General features: G+C 44.7%; 20 protein-coding genes and 1 pseudogene. 7 read left to right on the forward strand and 14 right to left on the reverse strand.

Going from position 1 to position 24,640, the window contains the following annotated elements:
* Positions 1-318: 318 nt before the first annotated feature.
* From JGK16_RS06385 to JGK16_RS06400, 4 genes are all read right to left on the reverse strand, one after another.
* Positions 319-1,515 (reverse strand): hypothetical protein, encoded by a 1,197-nt coding sequence (locus JGK16_RS06385; protein ID WP_293189996.1) that lies wholly within the window; start codon positions 1,513-1,515, stop codon positions 319-321.
* Positions 1,512-3,392, reverse strand: coding sequence for a CHAT domain-containing protein (locus JGK16_RS06390; RefSeq protein WP_293189994.1), 1,881 nt, complete (start codon positions 3,390-3,392; stop codon positions 1,512-1,514). The genes JGK16_RS06385 and JGK16_RS06390 overlap by 4 nt, the downstream gene beginning before the upstream one ends.
* Before the next feature lie 31 nt (positions 3,393-3,423).
* On the reverse strand, positions 3,424-4,545 hold the full coding sequence (locus JGK16_RS06395) for a DUF1822 family protein (RefSeq protein ID WP_293189992.1): 1,122 nt from the start codon (positions 4,543-4,545) through the stop codon (positions 3,424-3,426).
* Between the two features lie 61 nt (positions 4,546-4,606).
* The gene (locus tag JGK16_RS06400; protein WP_293189990.1) at positions 4,607-5,350 is read right to left on the reverse strand and encodes a hypothetical protein; all 744 of its coding nucleotides are present in this window, start codon (positions 5,348-5,350) and stop codon (positions 4,607-4,609) included.
* A gap of 993 nt (positions 5,351-6,343) precedes the next feature.
* Here JGK16_RS06400 and JGK16_RS06405 point away from each other — a divergent pair.
* Both JGK16_RS06405 and JGK16_RS06410 read left to right on the forward strand, forming a co-directional pair.
* Complete coding sequence (locus JGK16_RS06405; RefSeq protein ID WP_293202886.1) at positions 6,344-6,631, forward strand: hypothetical protein; 288 nt, start codon at positions 6,344-6,346, stop codon at positions 6,629-6,631.
* A 31-nt stretch (positions 6,632-6,662) separates the two neighbouring features.
* Complete coding sequence (locus tag JGK16_RS06410; protein ID WP_293189986.1) at positions 6,663-7,694, forward strand: ricin-type beta-trefoil lectin domain protein; 1,032 nt, start codon at positions 6,663-6,665, stop codon at positions 7,692-7,694.
* Between the two features lie 96 nt (positions 7,695-7,790).
* Here the strand turns inward: JGK16_RS06410 and JGK16_RS06415 are convergent, their stop codons facing one another.
* Positions 7,791-7,994: a hypothetical protein gene (locus JGK16_RS06415; protein ID WP_293189984.1), complete on the reverse strand. Its 204-nt coding sequence runs from the start codon at positions 7,992-7,994 to the stop codon at positions 7,791-7,793.
* 23 nt (positions 7,995-8,017) lie between these two features.
* Between JGK16_RS06415 and JGK16_RS32700 the strand changes: the two are divergent.
* A pseudogene (locus tag JGK16_RS32700) lies at positions 8,018-8,320 on the forward strand (calcium-binding protein); the annotation flags it as partial.
* A gap of 45 nt (positions 8,321-8,365) precedes the next feature.
* Positions 8,366-11,008, forward strand: a complete 2,643-nt coding sequence (locus JGK16_RS06425) for a hypothetical protein (RefSeq protein ID WP_293189980.1) — start codon at positions 8,366-8,368, stop codon at positions 11,006-11,008.
* A gap of 129 nt (positions 11,009-11,137) precedes the next feature.
* On the opposite strand, the gene JGK16_RS06430 is transcribed toward JGK16_RS06425, so the two are convergent.
* The 7 genes from JGK16_RS06430 to cobU all read right to left on the reverse strand — a co-directional run bounded on the left by JGK16_RS06430 (position 11,138) and on the right by cobU (position 18,369).
* Positions 11,138-12,043 (reverse strand): hypothetical protein, encoded by a 906-nt coding sequence (locus tag JGK16_RS06430; RefSeq protein ID WP_293189978.1) that lies wholly within the window; start codon positions 12,041-12,043, stop codon positions 11,138-11,140.
* Between the two features lie 436 nt (positions 12,044-12,479).
* On the reverse strand, positions 12,480-13,169 hold the full coding sequence (locus JGK16_RS06435; protein ID WP_293189976.1) for a hypothetical protein: 690 nt from the start codon (positions 13,167-13,169) through the stop codon (positions 12,480-12,482).
* Between the two features lie 305 nt (positions 13,170-13,474).
* On the reverse strand, positions 13,475-13,825 hold the full coding sequence (locus JGK16_RS06440; protein ID WP_293189974.1) for a clan AA aspartic protease: 351 nt from the start codon (positions 13,823-13,825) through the stop codon (positions 13,475-13,477).
* A gap of 11 nt (positions 13,826-13,836) precedes the next feature.
* A complete protein-coding gene (locus JGK16_RS06445) occupies positions 13,837-14,109 on the reverse strand; it encodes a hypothetical protein (RefSeq protein ID WP_293178736.1) in 273 nt (90 codons plus the stop codon).
* A gap of 674 nt (positions 14,110-14,783) precedes the next feature.
* Positions 14,784-16,853, reverse strand: coding sequence for an AarF/ABC1/UbiB kinase family protein (locus JGK16_RS06450; RefSeq protein ID WP_293178830.1), 2,070 nt, complete (start codon positions 16,851-16,853; stop codon positions 14,784-14,786).
* Positions 16,854-17,119: 266 nt separating this feature from the next.
* Positions 17,120-17,542 (reverse strand): hypothetical protein, encoded by a 423-nt coding sequence (locus JGK16_RS06455; RefSeq protein WP_293178738.1) that lies wholly within the window; start codon positions 17,540-17,542, stop codon positions 17,120-17,122.
* A gap of 278 nt (positions 17,543-17,820) precedes the next feature.
* Positions 17,821-18,369 (reverse strand): bifunctional adenosylcobinamide kinase/adenosylcobinamide-phosphate guanylyltransferase, encoded by a 549-nt coding sequence (cobU, locus tag JGK16_RS06460; protein ID WP_293178740.1) that lies wholly within the window; start codon positions 18,367-18,369, stop codon positions 17,821-17,823.
* A 434-nt stretch (positions 18,370-18,803) separates the two neighbouring features.
* On the opposite strand from cobU, the gene JGK16_RS06465 reads away from it, so the two are divergent.
* The 3 genes from JGK16_RS06465 to JGK16_RS06475 all read left to right on the forward strand — a co-directional run bounded on the left by JGK16_RS06465 (position 18,804) and on the right by JGK16_RS06475 (position 21,396).
* The gene (locus JGK16_RS06465; RefSeq protein ID WP_293178833.1) at positions 18,804-19,772 is read left to right on the forward strand and encodes a glycosyltransferase family 2 protein; all 969 of its coding nucleotides are present in this window, start codon (positions 18,804-18,806) and stop codon (positions 19,770-19,772) included.
* A 101-nt stretch (positions 19,773-19,873) separates the two neighbouring features.
* A complete protein-coding gene (locus JGK16_RS06470; RefSeq protein WP_293189972.1) occupies positions 19,874-20,827 on the forward strand; it encodes a glycosyltransferase family 2 protein in 954 nt (317 codons plus the stop codon).
* Positions 20,828-21,015: 188 nt separating this feature from the next.
* Complete coding sequence (locus tag JGK16_RS06475; protein WP_293178742.1) at positions 21,016-21,396, forward strand: hypothetical protein; 381 nt, start codon at positions 21,016-21,018, stop codon at positions 21,394-21,396.
* Here JGK16_RS06475 and JGK16_RS06480 read toward each other — a convergent pair.
* Both JGK16_RS06480 and JGK16_RS06485 read right to left on the reverse strand, forming a co-directional pair.
* Entirely contained in the window at positions 21,393-24,215 is a 2,823-nt protein-coding gene (locus JGK16_RS06480) for a CHAT domain-containing protein (RefSeq protein ID WP_293189970.1), read from the reverse strand. The genes JGK16_RS06475 and JGK16_RS06480 overlap by 4 nt on opposite strands.
* Positions 24,212-24,436 (reverse strand): hypothetical protein, encoded by a 225-nt coding sequence (locus JGK16_RS06485; RefSeq protein WP_293178746.1) that lies wholly within the window; start codon positions 24,434-24,436, stop codon positions 24,212-24,214. Before JGK16_RS06485 ends, JGK16_RS06480 begins: the two co-directional genes overlap by 4 nt.
* Positions 24,437-24,640 lie beyond the last annotated feature (204 nt).

Raw genomic sequence — 24,640 nt, forward strand, 5'->3', positions numbered from 1 at the left:
AATTAATGGCGAACCCGCCCCTACGAATTTGGGCATAAAATACGATAAAGAATATTTTATCATCATCCTGTAGGGGCGAGTTCACCGAAATATATGACACCCAACGACAATTATAAAAACCCGCCCCCACCCCACCCAGAAATTAAGAATACATTGAATTTAACCATGTGGCAGGGAGGTTTTCGGGGGTTATTGGTTGGGTGGGGGCGGGTTTTTGAGATTGTTTGTTGGTGACAGAATTAATGGCGAACCCGCCCCTACGAATTTGGGTTATTGCGACATTGCAAATTGACCGATAATTCATCTCCAAATCCATTACTATTTCCTTTGTTCTCTCCTCTGCACATCTTGCAACTGCTTCCCTATTTTTTCTACCATCTGCACATCTCCCAAAGTTTGATATCCCTCTTTTGCCAACTTCAAATACTGCATCGCTTCCAGATTCTCCCTCATAGATGAATAAACTTCTCCCAAACCGTAACGCGCCTCAGTTAGCTCTTCGATATCGTCCGGTTTTGCTCTACTAATCGCCTTTAAATAGTAGAATTTAGCCTGCGGCATTAGTTGCGATCGCCCTTGATACATTTCTCCCAACATCCGGTAGATGGGCGGTGTCTCAACTCCCGCTGCTGGTAAGCTTTCCAGGATTTCTATTGCTTCGGCAATCAAGTTCGCGCTACGATAAACTTGTGCGATCGCCAATTTCTGACTCGCTGCATTCGGTACTTGTTGCTCGATCGTCCGTACAGCCTCCTTAACCCCTTCCACCTCCTTCTCATCCAACAATCGAAACTCTGTATCCCTCTCCCCGAGAGGACTTTCCGAAGAAACCCCCGTATTCGCCTCCACAATCAACCTGTACTTAAAACCCGGTTTCAGCGCCGGTTCCCCCGGATACACCGCCTCAGTACCGTTAACCGTCATTTCCCAATTTAACTTCGCTTTATTTTCGAGGATGCTCAACTTATAGCTAGTCGCACCCGCAATCGGATTCCAGCGCAAAATTGGCTTGTTTCCTAACAATTTCGTCCGCCTCGGACTAATTATATAAGGAATTGGCGCCTTGTTCCAAACAATTTGATCGTCGCCGCGATCGGGACAATGAATTAAATTTTTATTGCAGTCATCCTTCGACTTTTCGCTAGCCAATAAACAGCTATTTAATTGATTTTCACCCGCTTTAATTGACTTAATTTCTGAATCTGCACATTGAATCGTAATTTGTCCGTTTTGTGCAGTTTGCAGTTTGTCGCCCGGATAAATTGGCGTACCCGCGCTGGGGCGAACATTTCTGCCATCTTGACGCTGTAGCTGCACTTCCCCGCTAATATTCAGGATTTGTCCGTTGGGTATTCTTGTCGTTGCTGCAATTGCTGGGGAAATTATCAGGTTGTTGGCGGATATTTTGGATAAATTGGCGCCAATACCGAAGTGGAGATGAGGCAAAATATCGATCGCAATCAACGTAAATGCGATCGCGCTTGCACCCATAACAACAGTCGTCTGTTTTTTCATTGACTTTTTCCTATTATTGGTAAACGTTCCTTTGCCATTTGGATACATTCATCTTGTTCTGGTATGCTGGGATTGGCAGATTTCAGTGTTTCTTGCCAATGTGTGAGTGCTTCTTGTGGTTTCCCTTTAGCTTCCAGTACCTGCGCTAAAAGACATTGAGCTTCTGGAGTCTTATTGCTGAGAGATATTGCTTTTCTTAAGTCGGTTTCCGCTGCGTCGTATCGCTTTTGATTCAATCGCACCCAGCCGCGATTCTTAAAACAAGCTGATTTTACTCCATCAAATTGAGTTTGTTCTAAACACATTCCGATTACTTTTAAAGCGGATTCAGGTTTGTTTTTGATAATTAGCGATCGAGATATTTGAGCATAAGCTTCTGGAAGTCCTCGCCAGACTGCTTGTTTCATTGCTTCTCGCGCACACTCGTCTTCATTTAATTGATCGCACAGCAAAGATAAGTTATAGGAAGACTCGCCGTTAGTAGGATTGATTGATGCAGCTAAATTGTATGAAACTTTCGCGATTAAAAATTGATTGTTGCGGTGGTTTTCTATCCCAAATGTGTTGATCGCAGATGCCAGATGCGGGCCGATGAGTGGATAGCCGATCGCCAAACCAGCTAAACTGATGCTGGTACGCTGCATAAATTTAGTTGGAATCGTAAATTGCGGGTGGTTTGGGCGATTCCCTACGGGATAGCTTCGCTTCACCGGGGCTACATCATCTGTCGGTGCAGCGAAAGGGCGATCGCACTTTAATTCTAATAATTTTAATCCCTCAAAAGTTGGATGCTGGCAAAGCATTGGTATGCCACTCGCGCCAGGAAATTGATTTTCATAGCGCAGTAAATCATTCTTAGCTTTTCGTACTGCTAAAAATAGAGGTTCTTTGAGGGCTAAATATCTAAACAAAGACTTCACAAATTCCTGAGCAATAAAATCCGGGATTGGCGCCCGCATCACAATCACTGATGGCAAAGAAATACCTTCTGTGACTAAATCTGCTGCTATACCCATGCTCGAACAAGAATTAAAAATTAGTAATTCCAATCCTTTGACAATAGCTCGTTTGAGACCTTCTTTAAAGTCTTGTACGGTGACAGTATTGTCTGCAACTTGTTGATTTATATATAGCAATCCGTTGGCACCATTGATATCGCTATCGCTGTGCCCCGCATAAAATAAAACTTGCCAGCCTTTTTCATCAAATAACTGGTTGCGTAACTCTTGGGAATTTGGTTCTTGAAGAAATTGTAAGTCACAGCTATCGCCCAGATATTTTGTAATTTCCTTGGCATCTTTGCTGACATCAATTCCCTGGCTATTACCTAAAATACATAAAATTCTGCCTCGCGAACCTAGAGGTATTCCCCCTATCATTGCCTCTTGGGGAGTTTTTTTATATTCAGGGGAACTGCCGATAATTTCACAGTTATTGTAGTCTTCGCGAAACTGCCACACATCCCAAGGCAACTGCCAAATCTCAGAGTTATTGCACTCTAAAAATATTTCAACTAATTCGTCTCGGTTGCTAATTTCTGTTCTGAGTTTTACCTCTATTTTTCTGTAAAACTCATCAGCACTCAACCACTTGTTCATCTCTTTTTTCAAACCTTCATATATAATATTAGGCTTGTCTTCAGAGATATTTGTTTTGCCCGCAGGCTTGATTTTGATTCGAGAACTGCTTCTGTGATGTTGGGTGGCGCGACAACTAACTTTCCACCTTTTGTGCAACTCGTCAACCTCAGGTGCTGGCAGCAAGCTTCCTAAATATTGAGCGACAGTTTCTCCTTGTTTTTTTAACTCCGCTGTCACGCAAGAAAAACCTTGTTTAAAATCCCCGGATCCCAAAGCCAAGATAACTGTACTGCTCATAAATTGGATGTCATTGCAGTTAATCAAAGTATCATACCACAAAATTTTCTGTTATGGTATAATCATCTAAAGCTACTCGAATAGTAAAGCTTTCTTCTGGGTCTACGTAAAAATCCTTGAGCAAAATGCACTTATTCTGAACAGTTGATTCTACTTCATGTAAATTTTCTCCTACATCAGAGATTAAGGACAATTTAATATTGGTTGGCAAGTAACGATCGCCGATCGCCGGATGCAACTGAACGTGAACTCTGACAGCGCGATCGCTATCTTCGGCAATCCCCACCAACAACGCAACAGTTGTCCTACCCAAACGCATTCCCAAATCAATCAACTTTGCCCGCACGATATCAGCTTCGGGAAACATATCGATACTGCTTTGATGTCCGCGTGAAGTATCTTGCGATCTGGAATTTCCACCACCTCGGAATACAAAAGCTGGGTTTTCATCAGGAAAAATGAGCTCTTCTAAATTTTGTTTGCCTTCCTCAAATTTCTGCCAGTTGGTTTCTGCAACATTCTTTAACCAATTGCGTAAATTAGATTTGACCGGATTTTCAATCTCAGTCGGTTCAGTCTCGGGCTGCGGATCGAATATCGATTCAACAGACTCCCAATCCGATGTAAATATATTCTCCAACCACTGACGCAGATCGACTTTAGATTCATAGATTCTTTCAAGGTGAAGCAAGAAGTCATCCAGAGGATGTAAATCTCTCAATACTAATTCACCTGAATCCGCCGTCGGAGCAAATCCCAGCAATCTTGCTTCCTTGTCATCCTCATCAATTTCTACTACAATATAACCAATACGTTCCTCCCTAGCTTCGGTAGGAAAGCGGCAGATTTCAGGTAAATTTATAGCGGAATTTTGATTGCCATTTTCTCCTTGTTTGTGTTCAGCCCTAATTGGACGACACTCAATTTTGCCCAAGCCTTTAACATATAAATCTGCCACATTTTCAAACAGGCGAATTACTGGATTCCAGCTATCGCATTGAGTTAAATCAGTTTCAATATCTAATATTTTTAAATAATCGGCAACTACCAACACAGCCAAAGTGTTGAGATAAATCTGTTCAACTTTTTGCGGGTGTTGGTGTTCGCAAGCAAATTGCCATGCTAGATGAATTGCCTTTTGGGTAATTGGCATTGGCAATGATTGGGTTGTAGTAGTATTGTTCTTCATTTCCCGATTTTAACTCCTTGTATGATTAATAGCCACTGTCTTCTCGAAATTGTTGCAAATGAAGCCGACATTTCTTTCGGTAAAAGCTATATATTGTAGGATAAGCACAGCCAAACTCCATTGCTATTGTGGTAAAATCTTTACCAGATGCTCTGCTTCTCAATATAACTTGACAAGTCAGATCTTTCCGCCCTCGAATGTACTCGTTTAATATCCCATCAGGATTAGTTTCAATCCAGTTTTTGACGTGTTCAAATACTTGAATACATTCGACTGTATGACTGTCATCCTCAGCAGGTAAACTCTCTATTCGATCGATCGCAGTTCCGTCTTCTAAAACAAGTTGTCGATCGTCTCTCCTGCTATTTTCTCGATCTACCCTCACCGCCCAATTTTGCAGCCGTCGCTTCAAATAATAATTGAACCAAGTTATGACATTACCCCGATCGCGATCGTACTGAGTGCCGGTGCGGGATTCGCACAAATTGCTATAGAAAAACTCCCACTGTTCTTGGACAGCATCTTCATAGTAAGGTACCTTGTCTTTCCAGATCAGCCCCGAGTTTTTCATTTTAGTCACAAGCTGATTCAACAAACGTTTTAGCTTCCAAGAATTCGAGGCTTCCTCCCTAATTAGAGTGACAAGGCTGTCTAACTCTTGATAGAGAAGTTTGCGATCGCAATTTCGAGATTTTCCTGAGTCCCCAACAGGATCGGAGTCGTCGGATGAGTGGTCTTCCCCCTCGGAGGGGTGGGATTGATCGTTCATAGTGAAGTGCGGCCGCAACTTTGTTCCTACATTTACTTATCAGGGTGAGTTCGATCGTTTTATGCGAAATTGTGAAAGTTTTTTGGGGCGGATGGTTGAAAGTCTTGCGGTGCGGTGGATGTGGCGGCAAAATTAAATGTGAATTTTTGTGAAGACTTATGCACTCTCACCAAGGAAACCCGGTTTTTGGGGTTAGCGCGTCAGAATTGAGAAACCGGGTTTCTGCGTAAAATCCGGTGGGGAGGCGAAAAATATCAGAGAAACCCGGTTTCTGGGCCTGGGCGCGAGAGGATTTACGCACTTTAACCAAAGAAACCGGGTTTTTACCAAATTTTTCGACTACGGCGAAGTTTCCGCAAAAAAACCCGGTTTCTGGGCCCATGCGTGAGTCCTCAATCGATCGCCCCTAAAACCCCGCAAACACCCATCATTCCGTACTTTTACCCAGTGTTTGCCAAAGTTTACAAAAAAAACTTGAGATTTTTGCATAAAACCACCGAGCTCACCCTGATAAGTAAACAGGAACAACAAAAAGGCAACGAGGTCAAACCTCAAACCCCCAAAACACCCGTTGTTCCGTACTTTCACCCAGTTTTCGCAAAACTTTCAAAAAAAACTTGAGAGTTTTGCATAAAACCACTGAGTTCACCCTGATAAATAAACAGAAGGGAAATTACGAACTGCGTAGGCGTAAGCCGGGGCGTAGCCATCGCACTTGTTGAGATTTATTCAAAAGTGCGATCGCCCGTAACTTCCCGATCGCAATCCGAACCAAATTCCCAAGCGATATGGGAAATGGGTTCATCCAATGTTGGCTTAGTCTATTTCCACGTTTGCATTTATTGTGATACGTATGTACGGCGTGTCGGCGGAGTTTATTTGTCAATTTTTAGCACACTTTGGATCTATTAGAAGACAACAATCATGGCTATTTCTCACATTGAATTAGATCCTATATTCCTAATAAAGCGAAAATTCAATTCCTCGAACAAAATGTCAACGCCAGTAAATATTTTATGGCGAGTGACTATTCTAATGACTCTGCAATTAGCTATTTTGTTTTTAGGTGAGCAAGCACAAGCTGGAGGTGGAGATCCAGTTGATTTAGACTCAGAGACTAGACCAAAAACAATCAATGCTACTGCCAACATTAAATGGGATAAATGGAGTCAGCCTTATTGGTTGAATACCCAAGTTTGTCGGGAAAAAAGTGGCGATCTTGCCTGTTTTAGCTCTGATACTGCTAGAAAAATGGGCTGGAATATTCCCGCCCGCAATTGATTAAATCACTCATCATTAAAGGAGTCAGATCATGAATTTCCAAAAAGTTCAAAAAATTACTGCGATCGCCATTGCTAGTGTTTCTATAGCTTTTACGGCACAAGCAGCTCAAGCAGCGGAAACTTTTCAGGTAAATGGCGGATATGCACTGAATACAAATAAGTCTTTTCGCTTGATTGACGGTAATCCTCGGATGTCTCTTTATCAACATAACATCAACGACCCTGACCAACAATTTGATCGTTTGTCGGGTAGCAGTAGCAATAGTATACTGTTGCGTCACGGTTCAACAGGCAAGTGCTTAAATGCTCATTATCTTTCCAATAATGCGGAAATTAATGTGTGGAATTGCAACGCTTCCGACCCCGATCAAAACTGGAATTTAGTGAATATTCCTAGTGGAGAGTTTTTAATCCGCCGCAATGGAACTAATCTATGTGTTGACTCTCCAACTCGTACTAATACTGGCAGGGTTCATCTAATTACGTGCGATTCTAATAATGCGAACCAGCGCTGGAAAAGTAGTGGTAGTAGTGTAAGTGGTAACATTGATTTACCTTTTGGTCGAGGTCAAAGTTGGTATGTTTGTCAAGGGTATCAAGGTAATCCTACACACACCAATTCCTATGCGTTAGATTTAACAGTCAGCAATCAAGATTTTGGTGCTACAGCTTGCTACCCTAGTGATGGAAGAAGTTTCAGTAAATCGGCTAACTATGATGTTCTTGCTCCAGCATCTGGCACTATTTCTTATGTAAATAGTGATTTAGTTTGTCTTTCAATTGACAATAGTCATAGTCTCTTAATTGGTCATTTCAATCGCACAGTTGCTAATGGTCAAAGAGTAAATGCAGGTCAAGTTTTAGGAAAAACTTCCATTGCTAATTCTAATAATGGTGGTTTTTCGCATATTCATTTAGAGGCTAGAAACACTGCTGGATGCCGGGTTGGAACATCAGTTCCTTTAACTTCTCAATATGGATTCCAATTACGAGGGGTAGGAGATTTACCTAATCTTCCTGGTGGTAACGATTATTTTAAACGTGGTTTAACCAGACCATAGTTTATTGGGAAAAAAGTGCGATCGCCCTTTATTTAAAATTAATTCGTAATCCCTCAATCCTAGGGACACTCCAAGAGCCCATTGGTGTCAACTTAATCAGTTGACACCCAAAATTGATTGAGAGCGATCGCGCCACCAATTTCTTAAGTTGACACCAATGAGCAGTGCTGTGTCCTTACAAGAGTGAAAAATCTTACGATCGCGAATAAAATCTCCTCTTTCATAAAATAAATATTCCAATGCTTGGTTCAGGATTTTGCTGACATCGTAGTCTTCGCTATCGCGAGCATTGCTGAGCAAGTTTTCTAAACGGTTCCAGCGGAATTCGCGGCGAAACAGGAAAAGACTTACTCTACGGTGGCGCTGGCGATGATTTTATCTACGGTGGCGCAGACAAACATATCATCTACGGCGAAGGCGAAAACGATACTCTCTACGGCTTCGGTGGCGATGACATCCTCGAAGGCAACTCAGGAACAGACCGACTTTTTGGCGAACTCGGCAACGATACTCTGAATGGCGGTACTGAAAATGACACCCTCGAAGGTGGCGACGGTAACGACATTCTGGATGGTGGTGATAATAATGACAGTCTGTTCGGACAAGTCGGTAATGATACGGTTATCGGCAATCGCGGCGATGACATAGTTGACGGCGGTTTGGGCAACGATTTGCTTCAGGGGAACGAAGGGCGCGATCGCATTTACGGTCAATCCGGCCTCGACACCCTGTTCGGCGGCGATGATAGCGACACCTTGTGGGGAGGCGATGACGCTGACATCTTGCAGGGAGAATCGGGCACTGATACCCTGTTCGGCGGTAACGGCGACGACACCCTGGACGGCGGCGAAGATAACGACAGCCTGTTAGGAGAAGCCGGCCGCGATATTCTAGCTGGCAACAGCGGCGACGATTTCGTTGACGGCGGTACTGAAAACGATACTCTCTCCGGCAACGACGGCCGTGACAAATTATACGGCCGCCAAGGCAATGATTTGTTAGAAGGCAATGCCGATAATGACCAACTGTGGGGTGGCGATAACGACGATACGCTGCTAGGACAAACCGGAGATGACCAACTGTGGGGTGAATCGGGCAATGACAGCCTCGATGGTGGCGATGGGTCCGATCGACTTTTCGGTCAAATCGGCAAAGATACCCTCTCCGGTAACAATGGCGACGACTACTTAGAAGGTGGTGCAGACGACGATAGCATGACTGGAGGCCAAGGGCGCGATCGAATTTACGGAAATGACGGCAACGACTTCGCTGACGGCAACAGCGGCGACGACTACATCGACGGCGGCGCTAACAACGATACTTTAGCAGGCGGAGAAGGGAGCGATCGCATTTTCGGTCAATCCGGCAACGACAGCATCGAAGGTAACGACGACAACGACTTCCTCGATGCAGGTACCGGCAATGACACCCTGTGGGGCAACGACGGCGACGACGAACTCTACGGCCGCGAAGACCGAGATTTCATCGACGGCGGCCGTGGCAACGACCAAATCTACGGCGGAGATGCAGCCGACACCCTCCTCGGACAAGTCGGAGACGACAACATCGATGGCGGTTCTGGCGCAGACTCAATTCTCGGCGGTGACGGCAACGACAACATTTGGGCTCAAGCAGGCAACGACTCAATTTACGGTGGCGCTGGCAACGACAACATTTGGGGCAACGAAGACGATGACCTGATTTTTGGAGAAGCAGGCGAAGACAAAATCGACGGCGGTTCCGGCTACGACACCATCGACGGCGGCGCTGGCAACGATGAACTCTTCGGCGGTACCGGAAACGACCAATTAATTGGAGGTGCCGGCAACGACAAAATTGACGGTGGCATCGATGACGACAAACTGTTCGGAGGTGCCGGCAACGACTTGATATTTGGCAGTCAAGGGCAAGACACGATTTTGGGCGAAGTCGGAGAAGACACCCTCTACGGCGGCGACGAAACCGACATGATGGACGGCGGCGCCAGTAACGACATGGTTTTCGGCGACTCCGGCGACGACACCCTCACCGGCGATTCCGGCGACGACACCCTCACAGGTGGTGGTGGCAACGACTTCATGGGCGGAGGCAACGGCGACGACTTGATGTTCGGCGAATGCGACGACGACACGATGCTGGGAGGTGCCGGTAAAGACACCCTCGACGGCGGTTGCGGCAACGACTTGCTAACCGGGGAAGCTGGCAGCGACAACCTCTTGGGTAACGAAGGCGATGACAGTCTCGATGGCGGCAGCAGCAATGACACCCTCGATGGCGGTAATGGCAACGACTTCTTAAACGGCAACAGCGGTAACGACAGCCTCAATGGTAACGATGGCGATGACAGTCTCTACGGCGGCGAAGGCAACAACGTGCTCAAGGGCGGAAATGGTCAAGATACCTTGATTGGAGGCAGTAGTTCCGACATATTTGTACTAGCACCAAGTTCGGGACTAGATCATATATTCTACTTCCAGGGCGATCGCGATTACCTCGGACTCACCCAAGACCTCACCTTTGAGCAATTGCAAATCGTTCAAGGCGGCGAGAATTACACTAACGATGCCTTGATCAGCATCGCAGGCACCGGTGAACATTTAGCTTGGTTGAAAGATACTCAAGCCAAAACAGTTGACAGTTCTCGCTTTGTCTCCATCACTCCCGGAGGTGCGCTTCCGGTCGCTTTCAACACACCGTTGAGTATCGATATTTTGACTGGTCAACCTGTTGATAGCGATGATATTTTAGAATTGGTTAGTAGCGGTTCTAGCACTAGCTTATCCAGCATTACTCCTCCATCAATTAGTCTGCCAACCAGCACGACGACTGCACCGATTAGTCTATCAACCAGCACAACTACTGCACCAGCAAGTCTCAGCCTGCAACCATTGACAACAGGTACTAATCCCGCAATAGCAACTGCACCAATTAGTCTGTCAAGCAGCACGACTACCGCAGCAGCAAGTCTGATTCTGCAACCATTGACAACAGTTACTAATCCAGTTACTGCAATAGCAACTTCTGCGAAAACTACCACCAATGACATCTTGCTAAATGGTGGTTCAATTCCAACCATGAAGACCTTTAGCGAAACCGACGATGACATCCTCATCTACGACACAAAGAGCTTGTTGACTTCTCTCACCAGCGCTCAAACTCAGCCAATCATTCCTTTGAAAGCGGCGAGTGTTAATAGTGCGATTATTCCAACTGCGAATGCTGCTAAGGACAACAGCCTCTTAATTACTCCGGCTGCAAGTCCAATTAACCCGCTAACAAGTAGCGATTTGACTGGCATTTCTAGCGTGAAGTAATTGTAGAGTCGCTTGAGTGCGATCGAATAGATAAAAACCCGGTTTCTTGAAGAAGCCGGGTTTTTTGCAGTTTTTTGCGTGTAATATCATGTCCGGGTTAGCTATTGGTGCGCTCGAGGGTGCGGATTGTTATGCTTCTTCAGGTTGCAGAATAGCAATCACTTCTGCAAGCAAAACATCTAGATACTGAGAGAAGTTAACTTGTAAAGAAGTAGGAAGGACTTCTTTTTTCCGAACTTGAACATGAAGATGAGAATCTGCTATTTTTCTGGCTCCATTTTCAAGGTGTTGCATTGTATCCTTAAAACTTTTTCCACCATACCCCGAAGCTACTTCTTTAAATGAAGCCTTAGAAAAAATTGGAGGAACATGATCTAATATTGCCCTTAGAAGCATTGCTGTAGCCAGGTTAAGTTCATTAGCATGAGCAATATTAAGTTCCTCGCACAGTCTTATTAATTTTGTCAAATCAACTCGCTTCGATTTTATTGACTTTAGCTCCTGAATCCGTGTTGCGCTTACATATCCAAAACTCTTAGTCGAACTAGCCATCGGACTTTGAGAAAATTGAGCAGACATAATCTCTAATTCTCGTCGGCAAATTTGAAGAATTTCCACGATACGCTCTTTGACTTTCACCCACTCATCCTGGGGATATAAATCCGATGCTAGTTCACCCGGAGGATCGTATTCTATCGATTTCAAGATTAGAGATATATCTTTGATACTGTGATGTGACTCTCCAAAAATACTTGTTAATAAGTGACAAGTATCGGATATCCACTCTGAAATATTACCTTCAAAGAAGGCTAGAGCAGTAATACGTTCCTCTAACACTCCAAGTTTAGATAATTGACTTTCTTGCCCAGATTCAGACTTGTTTTTTATGATCTCTTGCTGCCGAAGACTCAACAAAACCTGGATTTTCCTATCGTATGCTTCTTTTACGTCCGGGTCGCCAAAACCACCGCCGTTTTCTGTTAATGACATGAGATGCTCAATCTCTTGGTCTATATCATCTATGTTTCTTCCCATCGGCTTTCCAATACTTAATAATTCAGAATCATAACTTATAATTGTGTCGCAGATGCGGTACAATTACATTTTTAGTTGGCTTATCCCGCACATCTGCGGTTTAAACTCCGAACATTCTCAACAGCTTGTTGTCTGCTTTCATTTTAACTCACAAAATAAAAAATAAACCACCCCGATCGCCCTCCCAGTGAGAAAAAGTGACAGGATCTTGTAAACTTACGTAAATTACCTCGATCGATTGTAATTGTAAGTTTGGTTGAGGGCGATCGAATAGATAAAAACCCGGTTTATTGAATCAACCGGGTTTTTTGCAGTTTTTGCAGTATAACGGCCTGCAATTCAGCGGACGGCAATAATACTAGCATCATACCAGAAGGCGTAATGCTCCGTTCCGTTGCAATTGCTTGTTAGCTCTAGCCATGCAAACCATAATAAACTAACAGTCAATTATTGTTTGATTGTTATCTATAATTGTTGCATTAAGCTCTGTTTCGGCTTCGCGCTGATCATATTTTACTAATACACGCCAATTTTCCAATGGGATACTTGAAAAATTTCCTCCATCAGTAATTTTTCCTTTTAATCTGCCAGCCATTGTTAAACACGTAAGTGAATTTTCAGATACCTGAACTTCAAGAATATCTATTTGTGCATCTCTTAATCTCATTAAAAGAAGATCCTGAAATCTATTCTCAACAAATTGAGTAAATTCAAATTCAGTTCTAGGAATAGCAAGCGTTACCTTTGCTTTGTTACTTGGCTTATTATTATCTGGATCATTATGCAAACAAATAGGCTCATTGTATTGCAAATAAAATTCATGCTTATTTACTAAATAAATTTCTCGAATTACAGCATTCCCGTTAAAAGCATATATGCATAAGTCAAGTTGAAAATCAACCAAGCCTGGAACTCTCTCAACTAGAGTAAATTTCCTGACCTCAAGTTTAACAATTATCCCTCTTAATCGAGAGTAAGCTTTTGGAAGATTTACTATCAAACCGACAACGGCTGCCACTGGCCCAATTACATCAACAACTTTTGAAATCAAAGGTAAATTCGTGAGCCATTGCTTTAGACTTGAAAAATCAATACTGTTCACTAAGTTAACTAAATTTTGTTTCACAAGTTTCGTTTTTTGTCAGTTATGTCTGTCATATGGGACTGTCTGTCAGGATTTTATAGATTAGACCAACAGCAGCTAACTTAGAATTGTGTCGCAGATGCGGTACAATACTATTCCTAGTTGGATTATACCGCACATCTGCGGTTTAAACTCCGAACATTCTCAACAGCTTGTTGTCTGCTTTGATTTTAACTCCAAGAATCAACCACCCCGATCGCCCTGTCGGCAAAAAAAAGTGACACGATCTTGTAAACTTACGCAATTTTAATAGCTTCGATCGCGCGTACTTGCAACCTTGAGAACAACTACAATTCATCGATCGTCACCAACCCACCTTCTGTAAACTGAATAACAAGTTCTTGCTCATCCAGCAAGGCAGTTCCAAGTAAAGGTCGCCTTCCTGTGGCAATGACAAGGACTTCTCGCTCTTCACCATCCCAAAGGACGATCGCTTCGTGAATTGGTAGCAAGACTTCACTATTATCTGCCAAATTTGCGGGAATGTCGTGTCTAAAGGTCAAGCCCATCAATAAAACAGCCTCTAGAGGAAGACATAATTCCCCAGTGAAGCCTGTATCTATCACAAACTCAATAGGGATGCTTGAGCCATTCGATAGCAAGAAAGTCAGCGTTACTGTTGCGTGTCTATTTGTCACAATCCCTGAAATCACTTGTATACACGCTCCATGACACCACCAAATGAGACAGCAACGTTATATCCAATACGAATACCAAATAGTCTAGCGTTTGGGTGCTTCTTGCTAAGGTTACGGGAGGCTTGCAATCCAGTTTTATCGACTTCATAATCACCTGTCTCAATGTCGATGATTACCATCTTGCCGATGTTCTTTTCCACTTCTACCTTTTCGCGGATGGTGCTTTCATACAATTGCTTGGCACGTTTCGCAACTTCTTCACGGCTTAAAAGGATTGCTTGCATAGGTTGACTCCCCATCGAGGATTTTCTGTGAATCCTTCCATGATAGCGCACGCACAAGCAGGGCGATTGTTGCGCGGTTAATTCAATAAATTTGTTTATTTTCTGAAAAAAATAGTTCGGACAGTTTTTTAACGGCCCTGTAAGCCGATGGCGAGGAAGCCCTGCCATTTTTAACGCATTTTAAGCAACGAGTGCGATCGACTTAAACCTTAAAAAAATAGTCCACTACATAGCCAGTAATGGTTTCGGACACTATATCAAAGCTAAAACTGTCCGAACTATTGTATATAAGATAAGAGCGCTTAAGCGCAACTACGTACCTTTTTTATCTGATTGTTGCGCCTGGACTTTCATAGATAGAACAGATCTTAAGCGCAACTACGTACCTTTTTTATCTGATTGTTGCGCCTGGACTTTCATAGATAGAACAGCGCTTAAGCGCAACTACGTACCTTTTTTTATCTGATTGTTGCGCCTGGACTTTCTTTTTTTTACGATCGCACTATGAGCTGATATCGTTTCCGGTTGCATCGGTATTGTTTAAACCGTCAACAGTTAACAGTCTACAATCTACAGTCAACATCACCTGACGGTGCAGCCGGAATTGATATCATTTCATCTGCGTTCATCCGTATTCATCCGCTAACATCTGCGGTTCCCAACTCCCGATCTAACTACTTCGCCGCCGGCAAAGACAATTGAGGCGAAGTATGAGGATAGCTGCCATTTTCAGGAATAGCTGCCGGTTTCTCGGAAAGTAAAAACTCGCGAATTAATCTAGCAACTGCTCTTTGAGCTAAACCGCCGACGACTTGCTGGCCCATATTCTGCACTTCTGGTTTCACTAATAATTGCGGCAGTAGTTGCAATACTTTCATGCCGTCAAAACCCGGAGTTGATTGCAAAATATCCCAAATCCGCTTGATGTGTTCGAGGTTTTTTTGTTCGGTTTGTGAAACTACAGGTTGATTTGCTTTGACTCCAAACCATTCGCCGACGACTGCTTTGGCGTTAGCAACAGCATTGCTCGAAAGTGTGTCGAGACTTTTCACCAATTCAGCAACAATCCGATCGCGAATATAATCTCCTCTTTGAGAAAATAAATACTCTAACGCTTGGTTGAGGATTTTGCTCACATCGTAATCGTCGCTTTCGCGGGCATTGTTCAGCAAGTTTTCTAAGCGATTCCAGCGGAATTCGCCTTGTTTGAACAATAAATCTTGCAGGGATGCTCTCAATTCCGGTGCAGGGTCGCTCAACAGCCGTTTTGCTACGTAAGGATAAGCTTTACTCAGCACTTTGAATTCTGGATCGACATTAATGGCAATCCCTTCTAGCGTAACGAGCGATCGAATAATCAAAGCATAGTAAGCGGGAACTCGGAAAGGATACTCGTACATCACCGCCGAAAGTTCGTCAGTAATGCTTTTGAAATTGAGTTCGGCAACGCTAGCACCCAAAGCATTGTTAAACACCCCAGCCAAAGCCGGAATAATTGGCGTCAAATCCGTGTCTGGCGTTAAAAACTCCAACTTCACGTAATCTCTGGCCAAACCTTCAAAGTCGCGGTTTACCAAATGCACCACAGCTTCCAACAAGCCGTACCGCTGATAAGGTTTGACTTCGCTCATCATCCCGAAATCGAGATAAGCCAACTGACCGTCAGGAGTTGCCAAAAGATTGCCGGGATGCGGGTCAGCGTGAAAGAAACCGTGTTCTAGAAGCTGTCTGAGAGAACACTGCACCCCCACTTCAATTAAGTAAGGAGCGTCAATTCCTTGAGCCTTGACGGCTTCTAAATTAGTGAGTTTGATGCCGGTGATCCACTCCATGGTCAAGACGCGGCGGCGGGTATATTCCCAGTAGATTTTGGGAACGTAAATATCCTTCAGATTCCCGTAGAGTTCGGCGAAGCGTTCGGCATTGTGTCCTTCGTGGGTGTAGTCCATTTCTTCGTAAATGCGCTCGCCCAACTCGTCCATAATTCCGGCGAGGTCGCTGCGAATGATTTTGAAGTTGTTTTGCGCCCAAACTGCGACGCGCCGCAGGATGTAAATATCTAAGCCGATGTTTTCGGCTAAACCGGGTCGTTGCACTTTGATGGCGACGGTTTCGCCGGTTTTGAGTTTGCCTTTGTAGACTTGTCCGAGGGATGCTGCTGCGATCGGATCTGCGGTGATTTCGGCGTAAATATCCTTGGGGTGTGCGCCCAATTCTTCTTGTATAAATTGATATGCTACTTCGTTGGGAAACGCTGGTAATTGGTCTTGCAGCGTGGTTAGTTCTTCTAAATATACCGGCGGTACTAAGTCGGGGCGAGTTGAAAGTGCTTGTCCGATTTTGATGAAAGCTGGGCCGAGTTGGGCGAGAATGTCTCTGAGTCGGGCGGCGCGACGTTTTTGGTTCTTGGCGACGCGGCCTGTTTTGCCGTCAAACCACAAACTGAAGGCGAAGCTAAAAAATGTCCAAACAACGCTCAACAGCCTTTTCCAGACTTGCAGGGGGCGATTTTTGTATTGGGCTGCGATCGCAACTGGATCGTAGCGCACAGCTTCTCCTGCCAACTCATAGGCGATATCTTTGGCTGATTTGAGCGGTTCGGGAGTCGCTGCGGGACTTTCTATTTCTACTTGTACTGCTTGCAGGGGAACTGTTTCTACCTCTTTGAGATTGCCGATTGCAGTGTGAGTCCCTGAATTTGAGTAAGTTGGCGGGGAGGCTGGCGATACCGTCTTGACATCCATAAACTCAGACCTAGTGTGAAGCATTGTAAAGACATTGTAACAATTTGTGGCCTTCTCGCCACTATTGTGAGATAGAGAAAACCGAATTGGTTAGTCAGTTGACAGTTGACAGTTGACAGTTGACAGTTGGCAGTTGACAGTTGTCAGTTGGCAAAGGACTAAAGAAACCGGGTTTTTTAGTGGAGTATCCAAGGTTGTAACGCTTGTTTTGGCGAAAAACCCCATTTCTGGCCACCCCCTCTCCGATTCCCCTCCTATCGCGATTTTCACTCCCTGCCGGTTCTGAGAAGTCGATCGCGAATGCTTGAAAGTTGCGATTTGGTGCTGACGGGCGATCGGGGTCGGGGCATTTCGGTATCGGGCCAGTTGGCTAAGTCGTTACAGGGACACAACTCCGGCGGCATTCCAGCATCGCGCAACGGTACGGGCATGGCGCAGCGCGCACAGGGACTGATTTCCCATGCTGGTGTCAGCAGTTCGGCGATTGTTTCGTTGGTGCCTTGCAGGTAGGAGTCTCCGCTGTCGGAGGAGATGATTTTTTGCCAGCATTCTTCAAATTCCCTGCTGTAGCGATCGCCCGCAATTACCGATTTTGGTAGCAGCGCTTCGGAACCGTTGCGAATAAATACTTTTTTGCCTAACTGAAACCAGTAAGCAATATATTTTCTGACTTCACTTTCTGATGCCATAGCTTTTACTCAATCCTGCAATTCATTGGTAATTTTAGACTTTAAACTTTAAATTTGATCTCTATCTCAAGAGACATTTGATATTTGACATTCTTTCAAAAGCCGACTATTTTAGGTGTCAAATTGTTGTGCTGGTTGCCCGATGGAGTATTTTTTTGGAGTGATTGATGTGATTTTTGAGTTTTCGAGCTTAATTATAATTATAGCTGATTTTTAGTTAAAATTGTCTGCGGGCAAACCGAGCTTTTTGCTCTAAAAGTCGATCGCGCTTCCGTCTGTTAATTCTTGGCGGGCGGTAGTGGCGTACCCAAAGCGGACAGGTTCAAGGCGTAACCTCCGGTGGCGAGATAAACAGTATCGGCGATCGCCCCGATTTGACGGACGAGTGTGCCGAGGCGATCGCGAAACAGCCGCCCCGCCGGATAAGCAGGCACAACACCCCATCCTGTTTCCTCTCCTACAAAAATTGCATCGGCCGCAGTTGACTTCAAACTCGCTAGCAAATCTTGCTGTGCAGCAGTCCACAGTGTGGCTTCTTGTTCTAAAAGATTCGCCGTCCAAGTTCCGAGGGAATCAATTAACAAGCAATCCGATGGTTTACCAGTGCGGACAAATGTCGGTAAGTCGATCGGCACTTCTAGAGTTTTCCAATGAACCGGGCGGCGATTTCGGTGTTGTTCGAGGCGGCGCAGCCACTCCAAATCTGTTTCATCAACCATGCCAGTAGCCACATAGATTACTTGTTTTCCCGAAGCAGCAGCCAGAGTTTCGGCCCATTCACTTTTACCACTTCGAGCCGGCCCAGTTACTAAGATTATTTTAGTCATTGGTTATTGGTTATTTGTTATTGGTTATTGGTTATTTGCGGTTCCCTGAGCGTAGTCGAAGGGTCGAAGGGTTATTGGTTATTTGCGGTTCCCTGAGCGTAGTCGAAGGGTCGAAGGGTTATTGGTTACTGGTTATTGGTTACTGGTTACTGGTTATTGGTTATTGGTTACTGGTTACTGGTTATTGGTTGCTGGTTATTGGTTGCTGGTTATTAGTTATTTGTTTGATTACCAATGATTTTTAGGCGATAATAGCATTGATAGGACAATATCAGAATAACTACATCAAATTTCCCAACATAGCCGTTTTCCAGCAAGTGAGTTACGCCCTTACCAATTTGCAGAGAGAAGAAAAGAAGCAAAAAATAGAGACTATCCCCAATGCCCAATGCCCTGCGCGGGCCTTCTTCCCAATGCCCAATGCCCCATGCCCCATGCCCAAACCTCAGATATCAGCCATAATTTGCACTCACAATCGCGCCAGCTATTTAGCTGGGGCGATCGACAGCTTGCTGGTACAAGATTTTCCCGATAACTTTGAAGTAGTAGTAGTGGATAACGGTTCTAACGATTATGCCAGCCCCAAAAGTACCACGACAAGCACTCGCGAGGTGGTAGAAGCAAGACTCTCCGACTGCCGCCTCAAGTATGTCTGGGAACCCAAAATCGGTCTGTCAGTAGCGCGGAACACCGGCGCCAAGGAAGCTCGCAGCGAAATATTAGCTTATCTCGACGACGACGCTATTGCTGAGCCGAATTGGCTCAGGGTGCTGCACGCCGCCTATCAAAGCAATCAAAAACTAGCCGTAGCCGGCGGCAAAGTTAACTTGCTGTGGCCTTGTGGAGTCTGTGCACCCAAATGGCTATCGCCCGGATTGGCCCAAAACTTGGGAGTTTACGATTTAGGGGATACTTGCCAGTACGTAACTGCTGCCGGTTTGACTCCCAGGGGTGTAAACTACTCGATCCGGCGTGCTTTTCTCGAACAAATTGGTGGCTTCGATGTCAAACTCGGTAGAGTCGGCACAAAGTTGCTGTCAAATGAAGAATTGCGCGCGACAGAATTAGCATTAGAGTTAGGCTGGCAAGTGGTTTATCTGCCCGAGGCCCTGGTTCTGCACAATGTGGCTGTAGAAAGGCTCAAGCAAGCTTGGTTTCTCGATCGCGGTTGGTGGCAAGGCATCAGCGAGTGTTATCGGGAACAATTGTCCGATCGAGCAGGTATTGCTCAGCTTGGACGGGGCGGTGAAAGAATACTGAGGGGTGTATACAAGTCTTTTAAATACATTAGAGATCCAGGGCTGCGCTTTGAAAATTTCGTTTTTGCTTGGGGTCAAATCGGTTATTTAAGTGCAGCCCTTCAGGGCCTGATCTTTCCACCGAAATCGACCAGCAGGCATTAGGCTATAGGCAATATCCCTCGCTGTTAAAGTCGTCGGCGCTACCATGCCGATCGCACTTCATTCACAATAACTCGACCGCATTCAGGTTCAAGCACTCGATTATGACATCTAGTTCATCAAAGATTCCGGTTTCAGTTCTCATTCCGGCAAAAGACGAAGAACTTAATCTACCTGCGTGTCTGGCCAGCATTGCCAGGGCAGATGAAGTTTTCATGGTTGATTCCCAAAGCAGCGATCGCACGGTAGAAATTGCCATCAGTAGCGGTGCCAAAGTAGTACAATTCTACTTCGACAACCGCTGGCCGAAAAAGAAAAATTGGTCTTTGGACAACCTGCCCTTTCGCAACGAATGGGTATTAATTGTCGATTGCGACGAGCGCATCCCCCCGGAACTTTGGGACGAAATCGCGCGGGCGATCGCCGATCCGAATTTTGACGGCTACTACCTCAACCGCAAAGTCTTCTTTTTAGGTCAATGGCTGCGTTACGGCGGCCGATATCCCGACTGGAATTTGCGTTTGTTCAAGCATCAAAAAGGCCGTTACGAAAATCTCGGCACTGAATCCGTCCCCAACACAGGTGACAACGAAGTTCACGAACACGTCATTTTAGCAGGTCAAGTCGGCTACTTAAAACATGATATGATCCACGAGGATTATCGCGATTTATTTCATTGGATAGAACGGCACAACAGATATTCAAATTGGGAAGCCCGCGTTTATTACAATATTATTGAAGGGCGCGATGACAGCGGCACTATTGGCGCTCACTTATTTGGAGATGCAGTGCAGCGGAAGCGATTTCTCAAAAAAGTTTGGGTGCGGCTGCCTTTGAAACCACTCCTCAGATTTATTTTATTTTACTTTATTCAGCTCGGCTTTTTGGATGGAAAAGCTGGCTATATTTATGCAAGGTTATTGAGTCAGTATGAGTATCAAATTAATGCAAAACTTTACGAGTTGCGCTCTTGCGGCGGCCAGTTGAATGTGGCAGAATCTGAGCCTACTTTGTCGCCGCCGGTAGTTAGTGATTCGGCGGTTGAAACTAAGAAATAAACAGGATATTTCAGCCGAATTTTGTATTAGTCCGCGGAGGCGGACATTGTTTGTGTAGACGCGGTTTCTAACCGCCGGATTTCTTCATTTGTATCAATGCTATTTCAACCGCCGGGTTTCTGCACAAAATAAGTATGATAATTATGGCAAAATAAGAATTATTCATTTAATCGATCGCCATTATCCCAATGACTACCATTACCCAATCAGAAATTGAACAGTATCGCTCCCAATTACAAGAATATCCCGATGCTCTAAAAGCCCTTGATGTACTTCAAGAGTGTGAAGGCGATTTAGAATATGCAGCCGAAACCTTAGCAATTGAGTCAGGAGAATTAGACAACGATCTAGGTGCAAAAGACCCGAATGAACCTAGCAGGTTAGAAAAATCAGCAGATAAATTGCGTCCTCATATTTGTACGCAAGCCTTTAAAGACGTATTGAGTCAAGGTTTTGCTGTTGTATTGGGTTCGCTAATAACTGCTGGCGTTTACGCAGGAGTACCATTAATACTGGTACTTATTTACATAAGCACGAAAAATTTGGACAAGTTTTGTCAGGATTGCTAAACGCCGATCGCAGCGAAGCCAGCCCAGTAATGAGGTTCAACAAAAGGAAACGGCTTGCGGTTACTTGCAGCCTTCAGAGGTGCATTAACATAGCGTGTGCGTTCCTTTAGAGGCAGTTGTTCAAATATTTGGTCGATTTGGGGTTTGAGGTCTTCTAATAAGACTTCTAGCCCTTCTGAGGTCAAATTACGCAGCCATTGCTGCGCCTCATTGAGAGCAGTAACCGTTGATAGAGTTTCTAGGTTTTCATAGAACCGAATCAGTAACAAAGTGCTGGCGAGTTCATCCACTTTCCAAAGGGTACTGACCATACTAGGGCTACCTGCTAAGAGAAATCCGAAAGGTAAGCCGATATATTCATCGCTGGTTTTGGATTCTGTCAATCCAGTTTCGCAGGCGGAGAGAGTGACAAGACGACATTGATTTAGGTCAAGATTCAAGATTTCCAAGAGTGTCAAACGTTCTTTATTTGCGAATACCAGGGATGATTCCAAAGGCGAGTCAGGCTCAAATTCGCCGTGACAACCGAAATGGGCGCAGTTGGCAAAGCTGAGTTTCGCGTTTATAATTGCGTTCTTATTAGCATCATCTTTTGCCAAGAAATCATTAGATTTGAATTTGTGACGGATGTTAGCGGCTTGCAGTTCAAGTAAGTAGCGGTCTTTGGTAGGATTGGCAATAGCAAATAGGTGAGAGAAATTAGGGCGTTGTCGCTGTTTCGCCTGTTGCAGTAGTTGGCAACTGGGGGCATAGCTGACTCCACCAGGGAATAAGTCGAGAAGGCACGATTCTGATTTAGATAGGGATACAGTGATAGAAGAATCGATTTCATCGGTGTATCCGCTTTCAAAATCCCTTTCGTGGGAGATTGGCAACGCATGAAGGGGGAAAAGATGCAGGAAGCGATGGGGAATTAAAATCAGTCGATCGCACGGTTTCGGAATACTCTTTAAAATCTGATCAAGATGCAAAATCTCAGCTAGGTTTTGGAGGCGGGAGGCTAGTTTTTGCTTCCATTGGGGTTTTATCTCTTTGTAGTCTTTCCGATACTCGTTATCCCAATTTATTAAGGCTTCAAAGTCTTCTGTTGAAGATTGCCAGACTATAGGAGTTGGTGATTGAGAGGTGATGATGAATGTGAGGAATTTGTCGCCCAGGATGTACCACTGAAGGATAGCAGTATTTTCTGCTGTGAGGGCTTGAATATCGCTGTAGGGAATCGGTTCAACTTTTTGGGTGAGGCTGAAGTTAGGATCGATGGGTTTGATATCGTGGGTAATCAATTCATCGAGTTGTTGCTGTAATTGATTGATATGAGTGCGCTTGCCCAGAAACTGGGTTTCTTCAAGAAGCCGGGTTTCTGATATCATGCCACCTTTGCTGTTACGGTTTATTTGTTCGATTTCCAGTCGGCGCTTTTGGGCCTCAATTTCTCGACTGAGGCGCGACAATTCGTTTAGAACAGTTTCTGGGATATTGCCTTTAGGTTTGATGTCACGGTTGGCAAAGAGTTCTACAAGGTTGCGGGCTTTGCTGCGTTCGACGTATTCGATCGCTTCGGTGTAGTGTTCGAGTTCTATGCAAACTTCCACCATGCCCAGATAAAGTTGATTCCATTCTTCGGCTAATTTCTGTTTGCTTTCATCGCCAGATTGAATCTCGCCCCGTAAAAATTCTACTGTTTCAATCGCTGCGGCATAGGTATCATAAGCGAGTTGCCATTGCTGGTTACTTCGGTAAAAATTACCTAAATTAGATAAAGTCTCTGTATGTTCTTGTGGGAAAGCCTCGCGAGTGCTAATAGTTAAAGCCTTGTGATAAAGTGCGATCGCCAGTTCGATATTCTCTGCTTTCTCTCCCCTGATTCTGTTACAGTAGGCAGCCGCCAGATTATTTTGCGTCGTTGCCCAATTTTGGGGAAAGGCATCGCGGGTGCGTACTTCTAATGCCTTGTTGTAAGATGTGATCGCCAGTTCGATATTCTGAGCTTTCTCTCCCCTGATTCTGTAAGTGTAGGCTACTGCCAGATTATTTTGCGTCATAGCCCATTTTTCGGGAAAGGCATCGCGGGTGTAGACGGTTAATGCAGCAGTGAAAGATGCGATCGCCAGTTCGATATTCTCTGCTTTCTCTCCCCTGATTCTGTTACTGTAGGCAATTGCCAGATTATTTTGCGTCCTTGCCCAATCTTCGGGAAAGGCATCGCGGGTGTAGACGGATAATGCAGCAGTGAAAGATGCGATCGCCAGTTCGATATTCTCTGCTTTCTCTCCCCTGATTCTGTCACTGTAGGCAATTGCCAGATTATTTTGCGTCGCCGCCCAATCTTCGGGAAAGGCATCGGGGGTGCGGATAGTTAATGCAGCAGTGAAATATGCGATCGCACTTTCGATATTCTCTGATTTCTCTCCCCTGATTCTGTAAGTGTAGGCAAGTGCCAGATTATTTTGCGTCGTTGCCCAATTTTCGCTTCCCGGTTCCCAATTATTTAAAAGTATTTGATAACCAGTAATGGCAATTTCAAGATTATTCGCTCTTTTTCCCAGCGCAAAGTTACTAATATGATTACTCAAGTTTCCAATGAGGCCGAGAATAGATTCAATTGCTTCGGGATGTTCGGCAATTAAATTCCGGGCCACTTGCTGTAAAATCTCGGCAAAACGGTCATTGAGGAGATGTTGCCGCCCGGCCAGCATGGGGTAAATTACTTTAATATCGCTGTTGCTCTCTTCTTCTGCTTGCAATAAGTCTAGGATAAAGTTTGCATACTCTGGTGAATTTTCACCTTCAGAGTTATCGCTATCTCCCTCATCATTCATCCCAATAATTCCCCTAGCTGACTGGCAAGATTTCGTAAATAATTAGCCTGATTTTCCTGTCCTTCCTCTGCCCAGTTTTCTGCTACTACCTCGCAAAATTGCAGAAACCCCGAATCTACCAATTCTAAGTTAGCCTGTAAAATTTGCTGTTTCTCACCGTTGGGGCAAGTCAGGAGTGTTTGAATTAGTTGCAGATAGGCTTGGGCGCGGGTTTCGTCCATTGTGGGGAGTTGTCAATAACACCGATGTTTATTTTATCATGATTTTACGATATTTTGTAGGGCGGGTTCACCAACAATACATAACAATTACCAACCATCTATATAAACCCGCCCCCACACCACCGATAACCCACATCAACCTGAAATTTGCATCGCATCGCAAAAATGTACATGATGATTGTTGGTTGGGTGGGGGCGGGTTTT

Origin of the sequence: Microcoleus sp. PH2017_09_SFU_O_A (genome assembly GCF_020738625.1) — a bacterium.
Classification (GTDB): Bacteria; Cyanobacteriota; Cyanobacteriia; order Cyanobacteriales; family Microcoleaceae; genus Microcoleus.